At 60.0% G+C, this 17,283-nt stretch carries 16 protein-coding genes and 1 tRNA gene; 11 read left to right on the top strand and 6 right to left on the bottom strand.

Going from position 1 to position 17,283, the window contains the following annotated elements; all coding sequences use genetic code 11:
• Nucleotides 1-10 precede the first annotated feature (10 nt).
• Complete coding sequence (locus HUS66_RS06500; RefSeq protein ID WP_175070154.1) at nucleotides 11-787, top strand: alpha/beta fold hydrolase; 777 nt, start codon at nucleotides 11-13, stop codon at nucleotides 785-787.
• Here HUS66_RS06500 and HUS66_RS06505 read toward each other — a convergent pair.
• Nucleotides 784-2,220, bottom strand: a complete 1,437-nt coding sequence (locus tag HUS66_RS06505; RefSeq protein ID WP_175070155.1) for a 3'-5' exonuclease family protein — start codon at nucleotides 2,218-2,220, stop codon at nucleotides 784-786. The genes HUS66_RS06500 and HUS66_RS06505 overlap by 4 nt on opposite strands.
• A 30-nt stretch (nucleotides 2,221-2,250) precedes the next feature.
• On the bottom strand, nucleotides 2,251-3,465 hold the full coding sequence (locus HUS66_RS06510; protein ID WP_175070156.1) for an ABC transporter substrate-binding protein: 1,215 nt from the start codon (nucleotides 3,463-3,465) through the stop codon (nucleotides 2,251-2,253).
• Nucleotides 3,466-3,632: 167 nt separating this feature from the next.
• Here HUS66_RS06510 and HUS66_RS06515 point away from each other — a divergent pair, with 167 nt between their 5' ends.
• Both HUS66_RS06515 and HUS66_RS06520 read left to right on the top strand, forming a co-directional pair.
• Nucleotides 3,633-5,342 (top strand): potassium/proton antiporter, encoded by a 1,710-nt coding sequence (locus HUS66_RS06515; RefSeq protein ID WP_175070157.1) that lies wholly within the window; start codon nucleotides 3,633-3,635, stop codon nucleotides 5,340-5,342.
• A gap of 94 nt (nucleotides 5,343-5,436) precedes the next feature.
• A tRNA-Ser gene (locus HUS66_RS06520) sits at nucleotides 5,437-5,526 on the top strand.
• A gap of 265 nt (nucleotides 5,527-5,791) precedes the next feature.
• On the opposite strand, the gene HUS66_RS06525 is transcribed toward HUS66_RS06520, so the two are convergent.
• From HUS66_RS06525 to HUS66_RS06540, 4 genes are all read right to left on the bottom strand, one after another.
• Nucleotides 5,792-6,514, bottom strand: a complete 723-nt coding sequence (locus HUS66_RS06525; protein WP_112056323.1) for a cytochrome c biogenesis CcdA family protein — start codon at nucleotides 6,512-6,514, stop codon at nucleotides 5,792-5,794.
• Nucleotides 6,515-6,623: 109 nt separating this feature from the next.
• Entirely contained in the window at nucleotides 6,624-7,082 is a 459-nt protein-coding gene (locus HUS66_RS06530) for an ATPase (RefSeq protein ID WP_112056322.1), read from the bottom strand.
• A gap of 172 nt (nucleotides 7,083-7,254) precedes the next feature.
• Nucleotides 7,255-9,045, bottom strand: a complete 1,791-nt coding sequence (locus HUS66_RS06535) for a DUF3141 domain-containing protein (RefSeq protein ID WP_168709071.1) — start codon at nucleotides 9,043-9,045, stop codon at nucleotides 7,255-7,257.
• Between the two features lie 19 nt (nucleotides 9,046-9,064).
• Nucleotides 9,065-9,229 (bottom strand): hypothetical protein, encoded by a 165-nt coding sequence (locus tag HUS66_RS06540; RefSeq protein ID WP_168709072.1) that lies wholly within the window; start codon nucleotides 9,227-9,229, stop codon nucleotides 9,065-9,067.
• 481 nt (nucleotides 9,230-9,710) lie between these two features.
• Here HUS66_RS06540 and HUS66_RS06545 point away from each other — a divergent pair, with 481 nt between their 5' ends.
• The 8 genes from HUS66_RS06545 (at nucleotide 9,711) to HUS66_RS17765 (ending at nucleotide 17,090) form a co-directional block, all read left to right on the top strand.
• Nucleotides 9,711-10,064 (top strand): YHS domain-containing protein, encoded by a 354-nt coding sequence (locus HUS66_RS06545; RefSeq protein ID WP_112056319.1) that lies wholly within the window; start codon nucleotides 9,711-9,713, stop codon nucleotides 10,062-10,064.
• A complete protein-coding gene (locus HUS66_RS06550) occupies nucleotides 10,057-10,401 on the top strand; it encodes a DUF5676 family membrane protein (protein WP_205742485.1) in 345 nt (114 codons plus the stop codon). Before HUS66_RS06545 ends, HUS66_RS06550 begins: the two co-directional genes overlap by 8 nt.
• Before the next feature lie 3 nt (nucleotides 10,402-10,404).
• Nucleotides 10,405-11,079, top strand: coding sequence for a methyltransferase family protein (locus tag HUS66_RS06555; RefSeq protein ID WP_112056318.1), 675 nt, complete (start codon nucleotides 10,405-10,407; stop codon nucleotides 11,077-11,079).
• 175 nt (nucleotides 11,080-11,254) lie between these two features.
• Nucleotides 11,255-11,509 carry an SHOCT domain-containing protein gene (locus tag HUS66_RS06560; RefSeq protein WP_205742484.1) on the top strand — a complete coding sequence of 85 codons (255 nt, stop codon included), beginning with the start codon at nucleotides 11,255-11,257 and terminating at the stop codon, nucleotides 11,507-11,509.
• A gap of 91 nt (nucleotides 11,510-11,600) precedes the next feature.
• Complete coding sequence (locus HUS66_RS06565) at nucleotides 11,601-14,072, top strand: copper-transporting P-type ATPase (RefSeq protein WP_175070158.1); 2,472 nt, start codon at nucleotides 11,601-11,603, stop codon at nucleotides 14,070-14,072.
• 116 nt (nucleotides 14,073-14,188) lie between these two features.
• Complete coding sequence (locus tag HUS66_RS06570; RefSeq protein ID WP_175070159.1) at nucleotides 14,189-15,259, top strand: YncE family protein; 1,071 nt, start codon at nucleotides 14,189-14,191, stop codon at nucleotides 15,257-15,259.
• Between the two features lie 226 nt (nucleotides 15,260-15,485).
• Nucleotides 15,486-16,814 (top strand): APC family permease, encoded by a 1,329-nt coding sequence (locus tag HUS66_RS06575; protein ID WP_240724537.1) that lies wholly within the window; start codon nucleotides 15,486-15,488, stop codon nucleotides 16,812-16,814.
• Nucleotides 16,815-16,832: 18 nt separating this feature from the next.
• The gene (locus HUS66_RS17765) at nucleotides 16,833-17,090 is read left to right on the top strand and encodes a hypothetical protein (protein ID WP_240724529.1); all 258 of its coding nucleotides are present in this window, start codon (nucleotides 16,833-16,835) and stop codon (nucleotides 17,088-17,090) included.
• Nucleotides 17,091-17,283: the final 193 nt, after the last annotated feature.

Here is a 17,283-nt window from a genome sequence, read left to right on the forward strand (position 1 = left end):
AGGAGCTCTCATGACAGCGGAACTGCATACCCTCGACAGCGGCGGAGAAGGCACGCCGCTGGTGGTCATTCACGGCCTGCTGGGCAGCGCCGATAACTGGCGTTCTCACGTCAAACAATGGCAGCGTCGCCACCGGGTGGTGGCGCTGGACCTGCGCAATCATGGTCGATCGCCGCACCTGGAAGGCATGGCCTACCAGGCCATGGCCGATGATGTGCTGGCGGCGCTGGATCGCTTGGAAATCACAAGCTGTCATCTGCTCGGGCACTCGATGGGGGGCAAGGTCGCCATGAGCCTGGCGCGGCTGGCGCCCGAGCGCGTTGCCTCGCTGATCATCGCCGATATCGCCCCGGTCACCTACGGCCACGGTCACGATGAGATCTTCAAGGCATTGCGCTATGTCGAAGCCAATGAGCCGGCCAACCGTCGCGAGGTCGACGCCTTGATGGCCGAGCATATCGACGAAAAAGCGATTCGCCTGTTTCTGGCGACTAACCTGGAGCGTGACGAGGCGGGCGGCATGCGCTGGCGGATCGGGCTCGATCACATCGAGGCGGGGTATGAAGACATTCGTGGTGAGCCGGCCGGGCAGGGCGCCTTCGCAGGCCCGAGTCTGCTGCTGCGCGGCGGACGTTCGAATTACGTGACCGATGACCTAGTGCCGGCAGTTAAAGAAGTATTGCCGTCAGCCCAGATTGCGACCCTGGATGCCGGTCACTGGTTGCATGCAGAGCAACCCATGGCCTTCCAGCGATCCGTGAGCGAGTTTATCGAATCGCTCGATTAGTCCTCTCGAGTCTGGGGGGCATCGTCGCTGTCCAGCCGGTGAACCGTCAGCGGTGCATCGGCGTCGTCACCGTCCCTATGTTTATCGAGGGCGCGGCTGAGGATCTTGTAGGTGTCGATATCGAAGGCAACCGGCTGGTCGTCGAGCGCTGCTAACGAAGCGTCATCCAGGGCCTCGACGCTGCCCAGGTAGCACCAATGATCCACCAGATGCCAAGCGAGCGTGTCCCCGGCATTGGTAGCGATGTTCTCGCCGATGGCGACTCGACCGGGCCAGGGCCAGTGCTGCACACGCAGCCGTTCCAGGGCCTCTCGAGCGCGAACGTCATGGACGTCTCTGGATTCTGCGCCGTGGCAGGCGCCGCGGCAGCGTCCCAGTTGGCTTGCAAAGCAGCGCCCGCGGCCTTTTTCCAATCCCAGCAGGCGCGGGCAGAGGCCATGATGTTCGGCGATTTGCTTGAGTGCTTGCCGTGCTTCTTTGGCGGCGCGAAATAGGCCGTACAACGGTACCTTCGGGTGCGTCGTGATGTCCTCGGCCGACACCAGCCTAGGCGCTTGCTCGTCTTGCGGCCATTGCCAGCCCATCAGCTTGCCTTGGCGACGCAGGCGACGATTCATGATGGGCAGTTGGGTCTTGATCAGCCGTGCTTCGAGAAGCTGGGCGCCCAGGTCGCCAGACGTCTCGTGCCACTCCAGATCCTGAATCTGCTGGGTGAGACGCATCTTGCGATCCTGACTCAGGTCATCATGGAAGTGTGACAACACCCGGGCACGCAGGTTAACGCTCTTGCCAATATAGAGCGGCAAACGATTGTGCCCATAGAACAGATAGACGCCAGGGCGTTTAGGGACCTCCTGCAGCAAGCCGGGGTCGAGCTGGCTTGGCAGGCTCGGCAGGCGGCGCTGAGCGGCGATCAGCGAGGCGAAGTGATCGCCGTCTTCCCGTTGCTGCCAGTGCTGCCAAAGTGCCAGCAACGCTTCGGCATCGCCTTCGGCTCGGTGGCGCTGATGGCCGGTCAGACCGTGACGTTCGATCAAGGCATCCAGGTTGTGGTGTGGGTGCTCGGGTGCCAGGCGCCGGGACAGTTTGAGGGTGCACAGTGTGGGGGCGCGAAACGAGATATCCGCGCGGGCAAACTCGTTGCGTAGAAAGCCGTAGTCGAAGCGCATGTTATGCGCGACGAGCTCGGCACCACCAAGAAAGTCGTGCAAGGCATCGGCCAACTCAGCAAAGCGTGGGGCATCTGCCACCATCGCATCCGAAATGCCGGTCAGACGCTGGATCTGGGCGGGAATCGGTTGGCCCGGATTGACCAGCTGTACGAAGCGTTCTACCACCCTGCCGTCTTCAACTTTCAGGGCGGCGATCTCGGTGATTCTATCCCGAGTGGTGCGCGTCCCGGTGGTCTCCAGGTCCAGAAAAACCTTGGTCATGTGGTGCTGCCTGATGATAAAGGATGATACCTAAGACGAGCTGGGATCCACGGCGAGACGCTTTATCGGCGTCGCCTCGTCAATGAAGGCCTTTTTCTTCAGGAAGGTTTCAAAGGTGGCATAGCGGCTGACGTTGAGTTGGGCTGGGCTGGGTGACATGCGCCTAAGGCTGGCCTGCCAGGCCTGCTGATTGGCGTCGCTATCAAGGCTTGGCTCCTGTTTGACGAGCAGCTGCCATGCTTGATCCGGGTGATTGATCATCCAATTGGTGGCTTCCTCGAGAGCGGCAAGCAAGTGATCGATGTCGTCGCGCTTGGCACTGAGGTGGTCCCGGTTGGCGATCAGTACCAGGCCGTCATGCAGCGGCAGGCCGTGCTCCTCGGGGAGGAATCGGCGGGTAGGAAGGCCTTCCTGGCCGAGCAGTGCCGGTATGACGTTGCGAGGTGCGCCAATGAGTGCGTCCACGCTCTTCTCGGCCAGTGCGCGCACCATGGCAAAGTCGATCTTCTCGACAGTCACGTCGTTCAGCGTCATGCCGTGATGATTCAGCATCGTGGCAAGGGTGGGGTTAATGCTGTCCTGAAAGGCATAGCCGAGGGTCTTGCCCGCCAGGTCAGTGATATCGGTGATGTCACTGTCTTCACGCACAATCAGGGAAGACAGTGGCGTATCGATCAGGGTGGCGACACGCACTAACGGTAGCCCCTTGTCGATCAGCATATGCAGTTGCGGTTCGCGGCCCACCGCCAGGTCGGCACGGCCGGCGGCCACGAGTTTCGCCGGTACGCTTGGATCAGCTGGGGTGATGATGGTTAGCGACACTCCGCGACGCTTGAGCTCTCCATGCGCCTGTGCGATCAACAGAGCAGCGTGTTGAGGCGATGGGTACCAATCGAGCACCAGGCGCAATTCGCGCGTCGGCGGCGGCTCGATGGGTTCAGGAGACCCCTGCACCACAGAGGGAACGTCGACGACTGCCTCCGACGTCTTGGGGGCACTGTCAGAGGCGGCGTCTTGTTTGGCACTACTCGGTGAATCGCCTCCTGTGGCCTCGGCGGACGAGGCTTGCGGTGATGCGCCTGCTTGGGCTTCTTCTGTCGCCGAAGGCGCTTGCGCCGGTGCTTCATCGTCGGCCGACTGGGCCCAGGCGGGAGCGATCGCCAATGTCGCTGCCATCAGGGTGGCTGGCAGCAGCCTGGCGAGTCGGGCGGTGCGCCTGGAGGGCAGCATCGAGCATGTTGTCATCAACTGGGGGACTCCCAAGGCAAAGGGTTTGTCGGGCCCATCGGCCAATTCGGCAGTAGTTTATCCCTCTTGAGCATGTATGAGCCACCCGCCAACGCGTGAGTACGTCGCTGGCTTTCCGTGGCTGTGACATAATGAGCCTTGGTTTGGCTTGACCACGGATGATCATGGATAGCATCAATACCCTCTTTCTGCTCAGTGGCTTTCTGATTGCCTTGAGTATCCTCGCAAGCCGCCTTTCTACCCTGTTTGGGCTTCCTCTGCTGGTCATCTTTCTCGGCCTTGGCATGCTTGCCGGCGAGGAAGGGGTGCTGGGTATAAAGTTCGATGACTATTCCCTGGCCTTTCTGATCGGCCACCTGGCGCTGGCCATGATTCTGCTCGATGGTGGCCTGCGCACTCGTTTGAAAACCTTCCGCGTGGGCTTCAAGCCTGCCTTGTCGCTTGCCACTCTGGGGGTCTTCATCACCAGCGGCGTGGTGGGACTGATTGCCATGTTGGTCTTCGACCTGACCTTGATCCAGGGGCTATTGGTTGGCGCCATCGTCGGCTCTACCGATGCTGCCGCCGTGTTTTCGATGCTTGGCGGGCAGGGCATCAACCTGAACGAGAGGGTGGGGGCCACGCTCGAAATCGAATCCGGCACCAACGACCCAATGGCGATCTTCCTGACGCTGACACTGGTCGAGATACTGGTCGGTGATCTGCGCGGCGTGACCGGCACCCTGATGTTCCTGCTTTCCCAATTCGGCCTGGGCCTGGCGATCGGTTTGGGGGCTGGTTGGTGCATTGCCCGCCTGTTGCGCTGGCTGGATCTGGCGCCGGGGCTCTATTCGCTGCTGGCGCTGGCGCTCGGTTTCTTCGTGTTCGGTGCCACCAGCTGGCTAGGTGGTAGCGGCTTCCTCGCTATCTATCTGACGGGGCTGATGATTGGCAATCAGCCTGGGCGCCACCTGGATTTTATCCTGCCGGTTCACGACGGGCTGGCATGGCTCAGTCAGATCGGACTGTTCCTGGTGCTGGGGCTGCTGGTTAACCCCAGTGAGGTATTTGAGTTCGCGCTGCCGTCGCTGATGGTCGCTCTCGCACTGATCTTCGTGGCGCGTCCGCTGGCGGTACTGATCGCGATCAAGCCTTTCTTCAAGTTTCGCTGGCGGGAAGTCAGCTTCATCTCCTGGGTGGGGCTGCGCGGTGCCGTGCCGATCGTGCTGGCCATCTTCCCGGTTATCGGCGGCGTCGAGAATGCTTCGTTGTATTTCAATGTCGCCTTCGCTGTGGTGCTGCTATCGCTGCTGATTCAGGGCGGTTCATTGCCATTCATGGCGCGTTGGATGAAGGTCGAAGTCCCCGCCACGATCACGCCGAACCGCCGTGGACCGCTCGGCATATTGCCGGAGAACGACTATGAGATGTTCGTCTATCAGGTTGAGGATAAGGCCCTAGACGACGTGCCGATTCGCCTGCTGCGTTTCCCTTCGGGGGCCCTGATATCGGCCATGTTTCGTCAGCATGTGATGCTGCATCCCAAGGGCAGCACTCGGCTACGCGAGGGCGATGTGGTCTGTGTCATCGGTCGCACTGATGATCTTCCGGCCCTGAACCGCCTCTTCAATGGCGATGCAAAACTGGAACGTGCCCGTGCCTTTTTTGGCACCTTTACCTTGCAGGGTGATGCCTTGATGTCGGACGTGGCCGAGGCCTATGGCCTGACGTTAAGCCCCGGCGAACAAGAAATGACGCTGGGTGAATACGTCTCGCTGCGCGTCGGCGGGCACCCGGTAGTGGGCGATGACGTGGACTGGCACGGCTTCCACTGGGTCGTCAGCGAAATGCGCGGTAACCAGATCACCCGGGTCGGTCTGCGTCTCTACTATTAGGCTCGGTCCGCTGCGACATTGTGTCGTAACGCATTGATCGCAAACTGCCTCTTGACGAATCAAGCGAAGCTGGTAATATATGCACTCGTAAGCCGGAGGGATGGCAGAGCGGTTTAATGCACCGGTCTTGAAAACCGGCGTAGGCTAATACCTACCCAGGGTTCGAATCCCTGTCCCTCCGCCACCAAACAAAGATAAGCCGCTGATTTCAGCGGCTTTTTTTATGTCTAAATTCTATCAGCCCATACTCTAGCCCATACTTTGTACCTGGCTCCTACAAGATGTAGTTGGACTAGCACGGACAATTTCTCCTGTTAGGTCTCCGGCTCATCACTGCCACCCGAGCTTACGGTTCTGTGCCACGAACTGCGCACTGAGTATCCTTGGTAGGGTTTCACCCGTGCCGAATTGGGTAGTGTAAAGGGTAAGATGTCTCAGGAAGGCAGCATTTAGCCTATGGTGGCAAGGGCCGGGAACCAGTCCACCAGCATGCTGGAGAGCCTGGTTAGCGTCCCTGAGACGATCAGAAGCCCCATCAGAATCAGGATCACGCCTGCGATCGGACGGGCATAGGCACTCCACTTGCCCAGACTGCCCCGATAGCGGCTGAACTTGTTGAGCAGCAGTGTGCTGGCCAGGAAGGGTAGGGCCAATCCCATCGAGTACGTCGCAAGATAGAGCATGCCGGCCTGGGCATTGGCGGTGGTCGAGGTGGCCATCAGGATGGCGCCCAGGATCGGGCCGATGCAGGGCGTCCAGCCGATGGCGAAGGAAACGCCGAAGAAGGTTGCTGCCATGGGGGAGCCCCCTCGCAACTCGGGCGACCACTGAAAGCTGCGCTGTAGGGCGGGCAGTCGGAACACGCCGGTCATGAACAGGCCGAGCACGATGACAATGCTGCCGGTGATCCAGTTGAGCTCCTGACGATAGCCGCGCAGAAGCTGGCCGATGCTGGTCACACCCAGGCCCATCAGGATGAAGACCACGCTGAATCCGAAGACGAAGAAGGTGCTCAGCAGCAACGCCTCGAAGCGCCGATCCGCCTTGCCGGCACTGCCGCCGGTGACTACCGACAGATAGGCGGGCAGCAGTGGCAGGGTGCAGGGCGAGAAAAACGACAGCAGCCCGCCGACGAGGGCGCCGATCAGTCCAATGGACGAGAGCGTTTCCACGAGTCACTTTCCTTCAGTGCGACGTAGCAAATGGGATCACCATCAGTACCGCTCCACCGATACCCGCATTGACGATGATGGCGCGCTGTGGCCTCAGCAAGATACACGCTTACAGGTCTCTGGCGCGATTGGCCTGTTGGGAAAGTCGCATCGCCTCGTGTTCCTCCATCTTCAGCAGCTGCTGGATCAAGGTGCGTGCCTCGGGGATCTCGGCGCGGCCTTCTAGATATTGATACAGCTCGACGACCTGATCATGGAAGGCGAATACCTCACGACAGATCTCATCAAAACTCATGTTGGCGTAGGGCAGGTCACACTCCTGATGGGGCGAGATGGGCGGATGGGGCAAGTAGTCATAGACCCAGGTATGCAGGGCCTTGGGATCGGCCTGCTGCTCGAAGCTCGCCACGGTACTTTCCAGGTTCGCTTCATGAGTGGCAAGGTACTCAAGCAGCGCTTTGGCCCGGGGTTCATCTTGCTGTACAGAGCAGTGCTGCAGGCACTTGGCCAGGAAGCCATGGAGCTCCCGGGTCCAGTCGATGAGATCCTGAAAGGTTTCGACTTGCATGTTGACGCCCTCTTGTGTTATGGGATGCCTGGTCGGCGATAGGCCTGCACCAAAGCGGTGGTTCTCGCAGGATACCCCTGCCGGATGCCTTGGCCCATGACTCGCATCAAGTACGGCTGGCGCAGGGTGTGAATGACCTCGATCTATCCATTGGCCCCTGTAGGGCCGCGACTCATCGGGCTGGGCGACGGCCATAGAGCCCCTTGAACACCATCTCGAAGACGCTGTCGCGACTCGTGCCGGCAAGCGTCAGCGTCGAGGTGATCGCCTCGCTCATCAAGGTCTCCCATTGCCGATAGGGATTGTTGCTATCGACCGGCGTTGGCATGGTCTCCACTATCTCGGCCAGCCACTTCACGCTGCCCATCCAGGGCGCGAACCGCTCCGAGAATATCAGCCGGCTGGTCCGCGCCGGATGCAGTTGACGCAGTGCCTCGGCGGACCAAGGTGTAACGAACAATCGTACCCAGGGCCCGACGAAGGTCTCGTAGAGGGCCACATTGTGCGTGGAAAGTGCTTTTACCTGCTCGAACGCCGGTTCCTGCTCGGGGTAGTCCAGCTCCTCCACGCGGCGCTCCTCGAAGTGCACCTGAAACTGCGGCTTGTGGCAGTCGGGATCGCCGGTGGGGTTGTCGATCTTCATCTCGTAGAGCCCCGGCGCGAGGTCATTCAGCTCGCCGACGCTCTCGAGGATCGCCCGGTGCTCCAGCCGTGCGACCTTGGCGGAAACGAAGATCCCCAGATGGCCGACATGCGGATTGAGCAGATAGATGATGCGCTGGCCAGCGGCCTTGAGTGCCTCGGTGTCGGGGTACACCGCCGGGACCCAGTTGAGTGCCTGGTGGGGCGGGGTGATGTTGTCGCCGCTGGAGGCGAAGATCACCAGCGGGTTGCGGATGTGCTTGAGGTCGACGGTACACCCCGGGCAGATCTGCAGTTCACCACGCTCAAGCTTGTTGCCGATGAACAGGTTTTCGACGATGGCGGTGATCTCCTCCTTGCTTAGCGTATAGAAACCCGCCCACCAGCGCTCGAACGCCAGGAACCGCTCGCGCTGGCCGTCGATGTCGGCAAACAGCTGGTAGTCTTTCTGCCACAAGGTATTCGCCGGCTTGAGGCTCTCGAAGTTGGCGGCCAGATGGGCGCCGTCGAAGCGCCCGTCTCCTAGGTCTGCTATCAGGTGGGTCAGCCAGGCCCCTCCCAGCAGCCCGCCGGCCAGGCGCATGGGATTGACCCCGGATTCGCCGGACCAGTAGGACAACGGCGAGCCGTTGAGAACTGCCGGCCCGACCAGGCCCTCACAGTCTGCGGAGAGCAGGACGATGGCCCAGCCCGCCTGGCAGTTGCCGTAGAGCACCGGCGGCTTGCCGGGGTGACGCTCCCCCAGGGTCTCGACGAAGCGTCGCAGGACATGCTGCACATCCTCCAGAGTCTGCCCGGCAACGGGCTCGGGGAAGAAGATCACGAAGTAGACCGGGTGCCCCAAGTGGAGCGCCATGCCCACCTCGGAGTCGCGCTTGAAGCCACCGATGCCGGGCCCATGACCCGCGCGGGGATCGATGATCATGACCGGCGGCTTGCTCTCGTCGAGACAGTCCTCCAGGCAGTCGTCGCCGACCCGGGTGATGCGCAGCAGGGCATAGTTGGCAGGCCGCGCCAGTTGCCGACCATCGAGGATCATCTCGTAGTCGAAGTCGAGCAGTGGCGGCTTACCCGCCTGCTCATGTTCGAGCATTTTATCGGCGCGCTCACGCAGGGTATCCAGGTAGCGCAGACCGCGCCGCCACAGGTCGCCCTGATAGGCGAGCAGTTCCGTTGCTGCGTTGCTTGGGACAGTAACCTCATCTGGACCGGGTGCGGCCATCTGCTCGGGCAGCTCTTGTGATGCTGCCGGTTGGCGCTTGCGCTTGCGCTTGGCCCGGCGGACCGTTGGTGCCTTGTCTGTCGCTGTGTTGGCGGTCATGGTGACTTGCCTCTCGGTATTAGGCTGTCATTGATTGGGGGTCGACGCCGATCTTGACTCGAGCCTCGGACAGGAAACGGTAAGGCGGAACCTCCAGATTGATCGGTGTTGGTTCCGTCGTGAATGTCGCCCCTATGCAACCTCCTACCTTCGACGCGCCGATGAGAAAGCGTCGTTGTTTCATGATCGCCTCCTGGAATCGAGAGCCGTCACCACTCTGAGGGCGGCACGCAGAGATGCTCGATGAGACACCTCTTACTGTCTTTTTTTAGTGTAGAGGGCGAAGCTGAAACCAGGCTGAGTCCAGTTAGCTAGGCCTAATCGTGCGGTGTTCGATCACTTGCTTTGGCACCCGCCGCCCCTGACTGCACTGACTCACGGATAAGCCTCGACAGGCCGCGCGGTCACAGGCCGCTTACGGTGACCGCAGAAGAATGGGTGCCTCCGATCGCTAGATAGGGACGGGAGAGTGATACTCGTCGGGAGTCGAAGATCAGCATTCAGCATCGATTCAGCTTGGCGGGATACGCTTTCTAGGGATAAGAATCGCATCGCAGTACGTGACATCTCGTTCTGCTTGCCTCTTGGGTTGCCCATAGGCCTCAGACTGGCATCGAGCTCGCTGGCGTCCAGCGGTGAGGCGTTGATGATAAAGGAGAAGGGCGATGAACGAACTGGTGTATTTCATGCTCTGGGCAGGACTCATCTTCCTGATGATGCGCTTCGGCTGCGGTGCTCACGTGATGGGGCATGGCCGTGACAAGGGCAAGCATGGCGAGGTGGCGTCAGAGAGCCGGGCGGCCTCCGAAGGCCCGCGCTGGATTCCGCCAGCCGAAGACGTGGATCCTGTCTGCGGCAAGACCGTTAGCACCGAGAAGGCCAAGCCGAGCGTCCACGACGGTTCCGTCTATTACTTCTGTTCGCGTGACTGTCGGGAACGCTTCGAGGCAGCGCCCGAGCAATATGTCAGCCCGGATACCGAAAGTCGGCCAGCCCAACTGGAGAACCAAGATGCCTGACGTCGATCCAGCTCCGATGGCCAAGCCCAGGTCGCGTCATGGCACGCCCTTGCCGGGTCAAGCCGCGCCGCGGATTCCCGTGATCGCACTGGGGATGAGCCTGGGGCTATTTCTGGCAGTGACCTTCATCCTATGTGTCGGCTTCGACTTGCTGTTTCCCGACCAGGCGATGTACGAAAGCTGGTTGCGATTCCTGCCTGGCTTCACCTGGTTGAGTTGGCCAAGTTTTTTCCTGGGCCTGGCTGAAAGCTTCGGCTACGGCTGGTACGTGGCCCTGGTCTTCGGCCCGCTCTACAACTTCTTTGTCACACGCCTCCACCGGCACAGCGGAGCCTAGGCTATGAACGAATCCATCAATCATACCGGGGCCTGGGGCCTCGCGCTGATCGTCATCGTCTTGGTGTCCTGGTTCTTCTATCGCTATTTCGCACCGAAGAACTGGCGCGAATGGGCCGGTGCCGGCGCGGTGCAGGCCTTCATCATCGCGCTCTACGCCGAGATGTATGGCTTTCCACTCACTATCTATCTGCTGGTGCGTTTCTTCGGCCTGGATAGCGAGTATGTTAGCGCCAGTCTCTGGTCGACGCTGGTGGGGCTGGGAGAAACCGGCATGCTTGTCTCCATGCTGCTCGGTTATGGACTGGCGTTTACCGGTATCGGGATCTTTATCCAAGGCTGGCGGCAAGTCTACAAGGCACGGCGCGAGGACCGCCTGGTTACCGGAGGACTGTATGCCCTCGTACGGCATCCGCAATACACGGGTTTGTTCATCGCCTTGTTCGGTGAGGGGGTGGTGCATTGGCCAACGCTATTCTCGGTTGGTTTGTTTCCGTTGATCGTAATCACCTATGCCTGGCTGGCCCATCGCGAGGAACAGCAGATGCTGGCCCATTTCGGTGACGCCTATCGCGCCTATCAGCGGAGGGTGCCGATGTTCATTCCTCGCTGGGGGCAGTGGCGAACGCTAGCCGATGGATCACGTATTTCTCATGATGAGCAGGCAGGGCGGCACTAAGAGCTCTTGCCAGAATCCCGGAGTAGCGGCCACTTAAGGCCGAAATGCCATGATCCAGGCCGAACGTTGACCGAAGTCGAGAGCTGCATGCGTTCGCCTCTTCAGCTTGACCCTTGGGCAACACACAGGTCTTAGCCTGACATCAGAGTGCCTCATGACGAAAGGAGATCCGACCATGTGGGGCGATATGATGGGGTATATGGGCAACGATGGCTGGGGGCATGTGCTCTTCGGCGGGTTCATGATGGTGCTGTTCTGGGGCGCCGTTATCGCCTTGGCCGTTTTCTTGGTACGTCGCCTGAGCCGGGGGCGGGGCGACGCCATGGACCCGCCCCGGCCAACGGCACTGGACCTTCTTCAAGAACGCTATGCCCGGGGAGAGATCGACCGTGAGGAATACGAGCAACGCAGGAACGATCTGCGTCATTGATGGATCTGCATGAGCACCATGGCGACAAATCGATCACGGAACAGGCGATCCTGAGATTCCATCTGCCAATGAAGGCGACGGAGACGATTCCATGAAACAAGATCAGCACGACCATTGTCACGGGCATGCATCGCATGATGTATCAGCACGAGGCAGTGGCGAGACGGACCACGTCTCTGCCGGCTGCCAGGGAGACCACCAGAGTGTCGACCAGTACATCTGTCCGATGCACCCGGAGGTGGTGGCCAACCAGCCGGGTGACTGCCCGAAATGCGGCATGCACCTCGTGCCCGTGGTAAGCGATGACCCAAAGGCCCTCGCCGGCCATGACGATACTGTCCACGACCAGTGTCACGAGCACGAGGCGGACCATAATGCCAACCATGAGGCTAGTACGCCGGTGCGTGGCGGCAAGTACGACAAGGTGCCGGCCGGGCATGCCGGCGCCGTCTACACTTGCCCGATGCACCCCGAGGTGCGCCAGACCGCCCCCGGCGCTTGCCCGTTGTGCGGCATGGGGCTGGAGCTGGAATCGTCGGCGGTCGGCGATGAGGGGCCGAATCCCGAGCTGATCGACTTCACCCGGCGCTTCTGGGTCGCGGCCATCTTCACGGTCCCGTTGCTGGTGCTGACGATGTCTCCCTTCCTGGGCCTCACGGCGATCCGCGACGTTTTCGGCGAGCGCACCACGCTGTGGATCGAATTCGTCCTGGCGACGCCGGTGATCCTGTGGTCGGGCTGGCCGTTCTTCGTCCGCGGTGTCAACTCTTTTCGGACGATGAATCTTAACATGTTCAGCCTGATTGCCATGGGAGTCGGCTCGGCCTATCTGTTCAGCATCGTCGCGCTGCTGGCGCCGGGCATCTTTCCCGAGGGCTTTCGCGACGAGAGCGGCAATGTCGGCGTCTATTTCGAGGCCGCTGCGGTGATCGTCGCGCTGGTCCTGCTGGGTCAGGTGATGGAGTTGCGCGCCCGTGAAGGCACCGGCAAAGCGATTCGCGCGCTGCTGGACATGGCTGCCAAGACCGCGCGGGTGATCCGGCCCGATGGCAGCGAAGAAGAGGTCGCGCTGGATGACGTGCAGGTGGGTGATCACCTGCGGGTGCGGCCGGGTGACAAGGTGCCGGTGGACGGCGTGGTGGTCGAAGGCCGCTCCTCGATCGACGAGTCGATGATCACGGGCGAGCCGGTGCCTGTGGAAAAGGTCGACGGCGACAAGGTCACCGGGGCCACGATCAATGGCACCGGCAGTCTGGTCATGGAAGCCACCCGTGTCGGCGCCGATACCATGCTCAGCCAGATCGTCGAGATGGTGGCAAATGCCCAGCGCTCCCGCGCGCCGATCCAGAAGTTCGCCGACAAGGTGGCGGGCACGTTCGTCCCTGCGGTGATCGGCGTCGCCATTCTCTCCTTCATCGCCTGGGCGATCTGGGGGCCGGCGCCAGCGCTGTCCTATGCGCTGGTCTCGGCGGTGGCGGTACTGATCATCGCCTGTCCCTGTGCGCTGGGCTTGGCCACGCCGATGTCGATCATGACGGCCACCGGGCGCGGCGCCCAGCTGGGAGTGCTGATCAAGAATGCCGAGGCGTTGGAGCGTTTTGCCAAGGTCGATACGTTGATGGTCGACAAGACCGGCACCCTGACCGAGGGCAAACCGAAGCTGGTGGCGGTGTTGCCGGAAGAGGGGCATGACGAGGCCGAGGTGCTACGCCTGGCGGCCAGTCTGGAGCGCGGCTCCGAACACCCGCTGGCCGAGGCGATTGTAGGCGGCGCCGAGGAACGTGGGGTGACACTCGCCGATGCCAGCGATTTCGAGGCCGTGACCGGCATGGGCGTCAAGGGTGTGGTCGACGGCAAGCCGGTGGCGCTGGGTAATGCCAAGCTGATGGCCGAACTGGGCCTCGACGGCGGCAAGCTGTCGGACACCGCCAATGACCGCCGTGACCAGGGCGAGACGGTGATGTTCGTCGTACTCGACGGCGCCATCGCGGGTCTGGTCAGTGTCGCCGACCCGGTGAAGGAGACAACGCCCGAGGCACTGAAGGCGCTGCACCAACTGGGCTTCCGCATCATCATGGCGACGGGCGACAACGAGCGGACGGCGAAAGCGGTGGCTGGGCGACTGGGCATCGACGAGATCCGCGCTGATGTGATGCCTGAAGACAAGGCCCGCATCATCCGTGAACTGCAGGAACAAGGCCGCAAGGTGGCGATGGCGGGCGACGGGGTCAATGATGCCCCCGCCCTGGCTCAGGCCGATGTCGGCATCGCCATGGGCACCGGCGCCGACGTGGCGATCGAAAGCGCAAGCTTCACCCTGGTCAAGGGCAATCTCGACGGCATCGTGCGGGCCCGCAAGTTGTCGCTGGCCACGATGCGCAACATCAAGCAGAACCTGTTCTTCGCGCTGATCTACAACGGGGCCGGCGTGCCTGTCGCGGCCGGGGTCCTGTTTCCGTTCCTCGGTATCCTTATCTCGCCGATGTTCGCCGCCTTTGCGATGAGCGCGTCGTCCTTGTCGGTGGTCACGAATTCGCTGCGGCTGCGTCGGGTGAAGATCTGACCATGGTCGAGGACAAGCGCTAGGACTTCTTCTCGGGACCCAACAACTAAGTGCTGTGTGGGCATCGCCCCTATGGGGCCTACGTCCCGCGGCGTATCCAGCAAAGAGGTGCCAGCATGGAACGCAAATCAACGAAGCAATGGCTCAACGCAATCGTGGCAGGGGTCATGCTGGGCGCATCGATGGCCGCGATGGCAGCCGGTAGTCGCGCCTTCGTGCCGATGGGCTCGGCAGATGCCATTGGCGTCATTGACCTGGAGAGCTACCAGGTGATGCCCTCCATTCCGAATACCCTCAATACGCACGGTTCTGCACTAACGCCGGACGGTCGCTACCTGATCGCCGGCAGCCTCACACCACGCGATACGAAGGAAAACGTCAGCCCCCCGGAGGGCGTGACGGAAGACGAACATGCGGCCCATCACGGTGGCGGAGAAAAGTCAGCGGCCAATCAGCAGAACACCGGCGTGCTGTATATGGTGGATACGACCACCAATGCCATTGTGCGAAAGCTGGAAGTTCCCGGCCCGGTTCATCATGTGCTGGTGACGGCCGATGGTCGCTATGCCGTCTCGACTCATCCCATGGGGGGCAGCATCAGCGTCGTGTCGCTGGATTCCGGAAAGCATATCGAGACGGTGGCAACGGGTCCGAATCCGAACTACGTCGTCGAAAGCGAAGACGGTCAGTCGCTGCTGGTCAGCAACGCGGGTAACGGGACGGTCAGCGAAATCGACACTCAGCACTGGTTCGTTGAGCGAAACCTGCGTGTCGGCGGCAGCCCGGAGCATATGGTGCTCTCACGCGACAATCAGCGGCTCTATGTCAATGATGACTCGGCCGGACGCGTCGTCGTGATCGATCTGCCTGCCGGCAGCGTGACGGGCGAATATGAGGTCGGCGATGCCCCCCATGGTGTCGGTCTGAGCCCAGATGGGCAAATCCTCTACGCGACCAGCCAGGGCGATGATCGGTTAGTCCGGATTACGCTCGACGACGGGACTCGGCAGAGTATCACCCTGTCCACGGCCCCTTACCATCTGGCGGTGGTACCGGATGATGGCCGGCTGCTTGTCACCAGTCGTGAGGAAAGCAAGCTCTGGGTGCTCGACCCGGCTTCTCTCGAGGTTCTATACACCATTTCGCTCGATGGAATAGGTCACCAGATCTCACTGGACACGCGATAGAATTATTTCTTCTTACGATCGAGAAGGATTCATGGCAGCTAGCGCACATCAGGGGGGCATGGCCAGGCCGGTTATATGCCATCGATTGGGTGTGGCATGAATCGTCGCATGGCTGACTGGCATCTACTGCGTGATCGAGAAGGGGATCGGCCTGTACTAGATCGGCACGGGAACCAAGCATCGATGAGACGCAAGGTGAACTGCTAGGAGAAAGATAATGGAGCCAATGGATAGAACGCCACAATATAAAAAAGATAGCCTGTCTCTGGTCGGCGCGATTGCTTTAGGGACCGGGGTCATGATTGGAGCTGGCATATTTGCCTTGACAGGACAGATGGCCGAGATGACGGGAGCGCTTTTCCCTCTTGCCTTCTTGTCATCGGCACTAATCGTCTCCTTCAGTGCCTACTCCTATGTGAAGATGTCTAATGCCTATCCTTCGGCAGGTGGGATCGGCATGTATCTGCAGAAAGCTTATGGATCGACGCTACCTACCGCTTTTCATGCGCTCTTGATGTATTTCTCCATGGTGATCGCTCAGAGTTTCCTGGCGAGAACCTTCGGGTCCTACACACTTGAACTCTTCGATCTAGGAGATAGGTCTCTGTATGTGCCTCTACTGGGTGTGGCGCTGCTTATTTCTGCATTCTTAATCAACCTCACCGCCAACAAGTTGATCCAGGGCGTTGCATCAGTAATCGGGTTCATAAAAATTGGTGGGATTCTATTGTTTGGCGTCGTCGGTGTCATATTCGCCGACTCCGTCGGTATGGAAACCTCGGCATCGGCTCCTGAGGGGTCTTTTACAGGCTTTCTGGGTGCGACTGCGTTGGGTATTCTGGCCTTCAAGGGGTTCACGACGATTACCAACAGTGGCTCAGAGATAAAAGATCCCCATCGCAATGTCGGCAGGGCGATCATGATATCGATCGGTTTTTGCGTCGTTATCTATGCGTTGGTGGGGTTTGCAGTAGCGAGTAACTTGTCCCTGACGGAAATCATCGAAACTAAAGACTATTCACTTGCGGCTGCTGCGCGGCCGGCTTTTGGAGAGGCCGCCGTTTGGTTTACCGTCATTCTTGCCATGCTGGCCACCGCGGGTGGCATCATTGCCAGTATATTTGCAGTCTCACGCATGTTGGCAATGCTGACGGAAATGGAACTGGTGCCGCATCGTCACTTTCATATGCCAGGAAGTATCCAGAAGCATACCCTGGTCTATACCGTCGTGCTTGGTTTGGTTCTGACGGCATTTTTTGACCTTAGCCGTATCGCCGCACTTGGTATCATCTTTTACTTGATCATGGATATCGCTATTCATTGGGGGGTGTTGCGTCATCTTCGCAAGGAAGTCGGTGCCAACCCAATCGTGCTGGTTATTGCGATACTGCTGGATGTCGTCGTGCTGGCAGGCTTCCTTTGGGTAAAAGCGACGACAGATCCCCTGGTGCTGATAGTAGCATCGGTTGTCATGGCGGCTATCTTGGTTGGCGAACGTCTCTTTCTGTCTCGTAAAGAATCATCAAATCACAGCGACAACATGCATTCCCACTGATTTCAGAGGAGCAGGATCATGGAGGTAAAAACGTTTGGTGATCTGGTCGACTGGACACGCCAGCTTCATGAGAATCTGGCACGCTGTCTTTCTCATTGTGCCGATCATAATGAAGAAGAGCGTGCCAGGATGCTGCTTACTTATCTGGCGGATCATGAGAATGAGATGGAATTTGTTGTCAGAGAGTTCAAGCGTCGAGCCGCCCCCAAAGCATTGAATACCTATATATATGATCATCTGGAACACAAGCCCGATCCGTACGCATCGAACCTGTGATGCACCCTATGCTGCGCTGGGTTTCAATGAGATCTGCCGGGAAATCTTCGATTTCCATGATCAGGTGACGGACCTTTATCGCAACCTCATAGGTAAGGCAGAAATTCCTGAAGCAAAGGAATTACTCGAATCCCTTCTTGAGCTGGAGCAACACGAAGCAATGCGCCTTGTTCGTCAGACGGGGAGGATGGAT

This window comes from Onishia taeanensis (assembly GCF_013349955.1).
GTDB lineage: Bacteria > Pseudomonadota > Gammaproteobacteria > Pseudomonadales > Halomonadaceae > Onishia > Onishia taeanensis_B.